This is a genomic window from Limosilactobacillus oris DSM 4864 (genome assembly GCF_001434465.1).
Taxonomy (GTDB): Bacteria; Bacillota; Bacilli; order Lactobacillales; family Lactobacillaceae; genus Limosilactobacillus; species Limosilactobacillus oris.
Genome location: NZ_AZGE01000009.1, coordinates 45,512 through 51,959 on the forward strand (window position 1 = coordinate 45,512; position 6,448 = coordinate 51,959).

6 protein-coding genes are annotated in these 6,448 nt (G+C 51.0%); 4 read left to right on the forward strand and 2 right to left on the reverse strand.

The features are described from left to right. The first annotated feature begins 54 nt into the window (after positions 1–54). Positions 55–489 carry a hypothetical protein gene (locus FC49_RS05140; RefSeq protein WP_003715596.1) on the forward strand — a complete coding sequence of 145 codons (435 nt, stop codon included), beginning with the start codon at positions 55–57 and terminating at the stop codon, positions 487–489. A gap of 17 nt (positions 490–506) precedes the next feature. Then, entirely contained in the window at positions 507–1,349 is an 843-nt protein-coding gene (locus FC49_RS05145) for a DUF6681 family protein (protein WP_003715559.1), read from the forward strand. 199 nt (positions 1,350–1,548) lie between these two features. Here the strand turns inward: FC49_RS05145 and FC49_RS05150 are convergent, their stop codons facing one another. Together FC49_RS05150 and FC49_RS05155 are read right to left on the reverse strand one after the other, a co-directional pair. Beyond that, positions 1,549–1,785 carry a PspC domain-containing protein gene (locus tag FC49_RS05150; protein WP_003712968.1) on the reverse strand — a complete coding sequence of 79 codons (237 nt, stop codon included), beginning with the start codon at positions 1,783–1,785 and terminating at the stop codon, positions 1,549–1,551. A 21-nt stretch (positions 1,786–1,806) separates the two neighbouring features. Beyond that, complete coding sequence (locus tag FC49_RS05155; RefSeq protein ID WP_003712954.1) at positions 1,807–2,859, reverse strand: aldose epimerase family protein; 1,053 nt, start codon at positions 2,857–2,859, stop codon at positions 1,807–1,809. 315 nt (positions 2,860–3,174) lie between these two features. Between FC49_RS05155 and FC49_RS05160 the strand changes: the two genes are divergently transcribed. Both FC49_RS05160 and FC49_RS05165 read left to right on the forward strand, forming a co-directional pair. Next, complete coding sequence (locus FC49_RS05160; RefSeq protein WP_056984444.1) at positions 3,175–3,714, forward strand: TetR/AcrR family transcriptional regulator; 540 nt, start codon at positions 3,175–3,177, stop codon at positions 3,712–3,714. 27 nt (positions 3,715–3,741) lie between these two features. Then, positions 3,742–6,366: a YhgE/Pip domain-containing protein gene (locus FC49_RS05165; protein WP_056984445.1), complete on the forward strand. Its 2,625-nt coding sequence runs from the start codon at positions 3,742–3,744 to the stop codon at positions 6,364–6,366. Positions 6,367–6,448: the final 82 nt, after the last annotated feature.

Below are 6,448 nucleotides of genomic sequence, written 5' to 3' on the forward strand. Positions count from 1 at the left end.
ATTTACATCACACAAAATCGGTTATGATATAGGTTGAGAAAAGGAGAATGTAATATGGCAGCAAAAATTCCACCGTTAGTAACGCCGTTTGCGCTGGTATCCTTGGTCCTAGCGCTGGGAGCAACGAACGTGGTTGTTAATAAAGCTACTCACACGACGGAAGGGGCCAAAGTGGTCAGCACCTCTAGCCGGTCCGTTAGCCAAAACCCAGCTGATAGTCATAGTGATAGTGATAAAGACAAGTCCAGTGATAACACGACTGATGATAACAGCAGTTCGGCCAATAACCGGTCGACCGCTGGCAATGACCAAGACACGCCGACGAACAGTACCCAGCAGTCGAATAATAATACTGACAGCAACCAGTCACGGCAGACGACCAATAATAACGATAGTGGTAATAGTAACCAGACCAACAGCACCGGGGGCAATAGTACCGGGACAACTACTAACCAGCAGGCTGGAACGACCACTGGCAATGATCAATAAGGAGGTGTTGGGTTACCATGTTTAGTTTTCTTGATATGATCAACTCATCACTGAGTTATTTCAACTTGGATGCCAAGCTCAAAGCCCGTATCTACATCGGGATTGCGAGCGCCGGTGATATCTACCTGGTCTACGTAACTTTTCGGCTGTTTGCCAACCAGGTCTGGCTGCGGGGCTTCTTGTACTGTCTCGCGATGGTGGCAATCACCTACTTCCTCTACCTCAACTTTGTTTATTATTTCCTGGGAAAAACTTCGCAGTTTGATTTTATCTCGCCCCGCTTTGCGAAAATCACGGGACAAAAGTTTGATAGCAATGGTAAACGGGTGGGCAGTGGCCGGGCCGCACAGGCTGGGCCAGTAATTGCCAACCAGTCTAACGGCCTGTTTAGTGGGGATAACACTATTCCTGCGGTGGTGGCGATTGATGACTACGAACAGCACAACTTGCAACGGGTTGTCGACCAGCTGCTGACAAACGGCATCTTTGTTAATGACTATAACGGCCTGGATGAGGCCCAGATTGTCGCGCAGTACAACGAGACTGGGAAGCCAGTCCAGGCCCTCAATACCCACTCGGTCCCACCGTACTTCGAGTTGGAACATGACCGGTTGCGGCACCGCTTGGAAATCTACATCGGGATCAACCAGATGGAGCGGCGGGCAGTTGGTCACATAGTCCGGATTGGCTTGACTGACGTTCATTCAGCCCACCAGAAATACCGGATTTACCTCGCCGGGCTAGCAGTTACTGCCGGACCGCATAAAATCGCTGGTCGGCGGGGCTCAACGATCCTGACCACGGCGGATTACCGGCTGAACGCCCAGGTAGCTTACCGGGAACGGAATGAAGAAGAGTAAAAAAGCGAGTGAGAAAAAACGCCAAAAATCGGCTAATAAGCTGATTTTTAGCGTTTGTCTTTCGACGCAAAGCTAGCCTATTTGGGGTCGGTCAAGCGCTGATTTATCAGCGTTTGAACTGCCAGCCGGCTACTGCGCTAAGACATTACTAACTTTAAAATATTAAAGAGGTTGAGTTAATTCCCAACCCCTTTTTTAGTTACTTTTCCTTAAATTCACCGTCAACCGCGTCGTCATACTTGCTTGGTTCCTGGTAATCCGGCATGATGACCGCTGCCACCAGGTAAATGATGGTCAGCGGGAAGAAACCGGTGCAGGCAATCAGGACGACCGCAATCAGCCGGATCATTGTCGGGTCAACACCGAGGTAGTCAGCAATGCCGCCACAGACCCCGAGAAAGACTTTGTCCTTGGACTTAGTTAGTTTTTTCTGCATAAGATAACCTCCAATTCCGTATTAAGCGAAGTAGTCATAGTGAATTTGATAGTGTTGCGGGTAACCTGGCCGCAGGGAGATGTCACCGAACTGTGGGTGGTGCGGTGTGTCAGGAAGGGTCTGCCCTTCCATCGCCATGGCAAACCATTGTCCAGCAGGACGGTTGAAGCCATCCGCGTGCTGCCCATTGGCAGTGTACACGACGAGGCCGTTGCGGTCGGAATACATTTTAATTTTCCGTCCCGAAGCGGCGTCCATCAAGGTTGCCACTGGCTCGTGGGCTAGCCGGTTGCTTGGCAGGACAACAAAGATGTCGTCGAAGCCGCCCTCTGGAACGTGCTGTTCCTGCATTTCTTGTAAGGCCGTCCCCATGACGGTCGGATGGGAGAAGTCAAACGGGGTGTTCTTATTGAGGAGTTTCCGGCCGGTGGGAATCTTTTCGTCATCTAGCTCCAGGTGGTAGGTCGAATTTAACGTCAACACGTGCCCTTGAATGGTCTTTGCTTCGCCGGAAAGGTTCCAGTAGGCGTGGGTCGTGGGGTTAAAGAGGGTCTTGGCGTCGGTTTGACCGTCAAAGTCAATCGTGACCCCGTTATCATTGTCCAGGGTGTAGGTGATTTTAACGGTCTCGTTACCGGGTAACTGGTCAACTGCCGTGCCGATGGTGGTCGTCAAAATCACCTGCAGCTTTTCCTGATCCTGACTGGTCGTGACGTCGTAGAACTGCTGGCTGAGGCCATTAGCGCCACCGTGCAGACTGTTATCGCCCTCGTTAGCGGGAATCTGGTAGCTGTTGCCATCGATGTCGAACTGGCCCTTGGCAATTCGCCCGCCGAAACGGCCAACAATCCGGCCGACATACAGCGGTGCGTTATTAGGGTTGACATAGGCTTCGATGTTGTCGGCACCGAGCAGCAGGTTGACCTGCCCGCCCTCGTTATTGGGAACCATGTAAGCCTGCCAAATTCCGGCGAAGTTGAGTACGCTGATGCTAACGCCGTTGTCATTAGTCAGCGTGTACTTAATCACGTCGCGGTCCTCATAGCTGCCGAACTTTACGTTTTCAATCTTCACGATAAGCGCCTCCTGGAAGAAGTTGGAAATTCTTCACTAATTTTTAAAATGGAAATGCAACAGTGCAGCAGCTGGCTGGCAAGTCAAACTATCTTGCTGCGCGTCGTCCCACTCTCACTTAAATTGTAGCATATTGCCGGAGAGGTGCCGTGTTTTGGCAGAAAATTCTTGGTATGTCAACCGGTGGTGATTTTTCTGAAACATTTTCATTGATTTGTATTATGATGATACTTGTATACCCAATTAATTCTGTTGTCTTGCTAACGTACGGTATACACTGTTCTTTATTGAAATGCTACAAGGGGAGGTGAACGTATGCGCGTGACACGGACCGTTCGGGATTTCCAGAATGCTTTGTTAACGCTCTTGGAGACGAATTCCTTTGACCACTTGACGGTTGACCAGATTTGCAACGAGGCGCTGCTGCACCGGAGCAGCTTTTACCGTTACTTTAATGATAAGTACGATTTGTTGGAGCAGACGATGGATGCACAAATCAGTCAAATTGCCGACTCTGGTGAATCAGAGGAGGACGTCGTTAAGCAATTTGTCCTCTATATTGATGGACATAAGGATATGATTCGCCACCTGGCATCCAGCAATTCCCACAGCTCGCTGTATACGGAAATGCTGCAGGTGTTTAGCCAGGTGCTGCTTGACCGTTGGGACCACGGGACGAAGGACACCGTGATTAAGGCCTTACAGCAGGCCAGCAATCCCGAAATGATGGCCTACGTCTTTAGCGGGTCGATTATCGGGGCCTTCTATTGGTGGCAAAAGAATAATTATGATGTTCCAACGGAAGAGTTCATTAACTTTGCTAAGCAGTCTGTGCTTTCCCTTTCAGCAAAGTAAGTTAATTAGATGAGGTGAGGAAAGAAAATGATCAAGATGATCAAGGCAGAAGTACAGAATCTTTTTCATAACCATATTTTGCTATTATCTATTTCTGTAATTTGCCTGTTACCGTTTCTATACAGTATCTTCTTCCTGAAATCGGTTTGGGATCCGTACGGAAGTACCCAGGACCTGCCGATTGCGGTCGTCAACCGGGATGTACCGGTGGAGTACCAGGGAAAGAAGATGGCGGTTGGTCAGCAAACGGTTGACCAGCTGCGGAAGAACCACCAGATGAAGTGGGAGATTGTGTCCAAGAAGAAAGCCGACTATGGCCTCCATCACCGGCAGTACTATGCCGTAATTACGATTCCCCAAAACTTCTCTGAAAACGCGACGACCGTGATGGATAAGAACCCGAAGCAGATGAAGCTGCACTACGAGACGAACGGTTCTTTGAACTACATCGGTCAGGTGATGACGGAAATCGGGACGAGCCGGCTAAACACCAGCATTCGTTCTCAGGTGACCCAAGCCTATGCAAAGGCGATGTTTAAGGAATTAGGCGTTGTTGGCAAGGGGATGACTAAGGCTGCGGATGGTGCCCACCAGCTGAGCGATGGAATCGTGACACTGAACGATGGGGTAAACCAGTACGTCGCTGGAGTATACCAGGTCAATAACGGTGTTCAGCAGATGAAGGTAGCCGTGACTCCATTAGCCAGCGGTGCCCAGCAACTGGCTAACGGTAGTTCCCAGCTCGCCGCCGGAATCCAACAGTACACCGGGGGCGTGGGCCAATTAGCCAGCGGTCTGGGACTCTTGCAGTCAAACTCGGGCCAGCTGAGTGGCGGTGCCGGTCAATTGGCGTCCGGTCTAAACACCCTAAACGGCCGGTCCGCCGAATTGCAATCTGGGGCTGGTCAATTAGCCGCCGGGAGTACGGAGCTGAATAATAAAGTTAGTGGGATGATTCCCGGCTTGCAACAGCAGCTTGGCTCCCAATCCACTACCATTATGGCGCAGGCCAATGAATTGCAACAGGCTTTGGCGCCGGTTGCCCAGACTCCCCAGCAATTAAAGGAAGTTTCTAGTCAATTAGGGGCGATTAGCACTACTTTAGGCAGTGTTAAGAACCAGCTGGAATCAAATAGTGGTCAGGCTTCGTCAACACCAGCCAGCGCAAACAACAGTCAGCAGCTCCAGGCGGCATTGGCAGCGTTAAATGGTGCGCAGGGGAAGGACGAAAATAGTCAAAACCAGATTAACAGTGCGAAGTCTGCTATCCAGGCGGCAATGAACAATGCTTCTAATAACACAACTCCAGCAAAGAGCGGCAGTCAGGATAACAGCAAGGTAATCGCTGAAATCACGGCAGTTCAAAGCGGAGTTGATAAGCTAAAGAGCACGATTGACGCTTCTGCTAGCTCAGCAACTGCTAGTTCCCAAAAGATTGAGAGTGCCGCGGCGGCCTTGGAAGCAACCCTTAAAGGGATGGATGCGACGACCAGCGCGACCCTTGGCTCCGCTTCAGCCGAATTGCAGGGCGCTACTGGGGCCCTGGCTGCCGGTGCCAACAAACTGAACACTGGTGTTAACGCGTACACGGGTGGTGTTGCCACTGCTGCCGCCGGTGCTAACACCCTGAACGCGGGAATTGGTCAATATACTGCGGGGGTTGCCCAGGCGGGGGCCGGTGCCAACCAGCTCGTTGCCAACAGTCCAGCCTTGATTTCTGGTGCTGGCCAGCTAGCGAGTGCGCTTGCTCAATTGAACGCGCAAATGCCGAGCCTGATCAGCGGGATTAACCTCTTAGCTGCTGGGACCCAGCAGTTAGCTGACAACTCACCAGCGTTGATTAGCGGAATTACCCAGCTGAACGATGGTGCCAGTCAGCTGGCTAGTCAGTTAGGCAAGGGTGCCAAGACCATCAACGGAATCAAACCGACTGGCAAGACGGCAAAGATGTTTGCTGAGCCAACGACGGTCAAGCACAAGAATTACAGTTACGTGCCAAACTATGGGCACGCTCTGGCGCCATATGTTCTGTCAGTTGCCTTGTATGTTGGTATCTTGGTATTTAACTTCATCTACCCAATTCGGCGGGTGGCTGAAAAGGGTCACTCTGCGGTTGCTTGGTGGGCAAGCAAGGTCTTTGTCGGTGCTGTCGCGGTTACGCTGATGGCGGTAATCGAAGACGCCATCATGCTGGCCTGCGGTTTAACGACCGACCATATCCCGTCCCTCTTCGCAACGAGCATCTGCTTCGGGCTCGCCTCGATGGCAATCGTGATGTTCCTTTCGATGACCTTCGATAACCCGGGCCGGTTCGTTGCCATGGTTCTGCTGATGCTGCAACTGGGTGGTTCCGGTGGGACCTTCCCAATGCAGGTCACGATGAAGTTCTACAACGTTATTCACTGGTACCTGCCAATGACTTACTCCATCTTAGGATTGCGGCAGTCCATCAGTAGCGGAATTGGTGCCCACTATGCACTGTTCTGCAACCTCGTTCTGCTTGGAATCGCGGTTGTCTTCAACCTTCTCCTACTGGCGGGGATGCTTGGTATCCACCACCACTTCTTCAACATCAACCCGAAGTTGGAAAAGAACCAGGAATTCCTGGACGAGATGGAAAATGACGGCGGTATTCAGTCAAAGAAGGATTAGTCCTTTAGCGTATTAAGTAAAGAGAGTGAGAAAAAACGTCCCAAATCGGCTGGGGTTATAATGCCCTCTAAGTATACAGGTG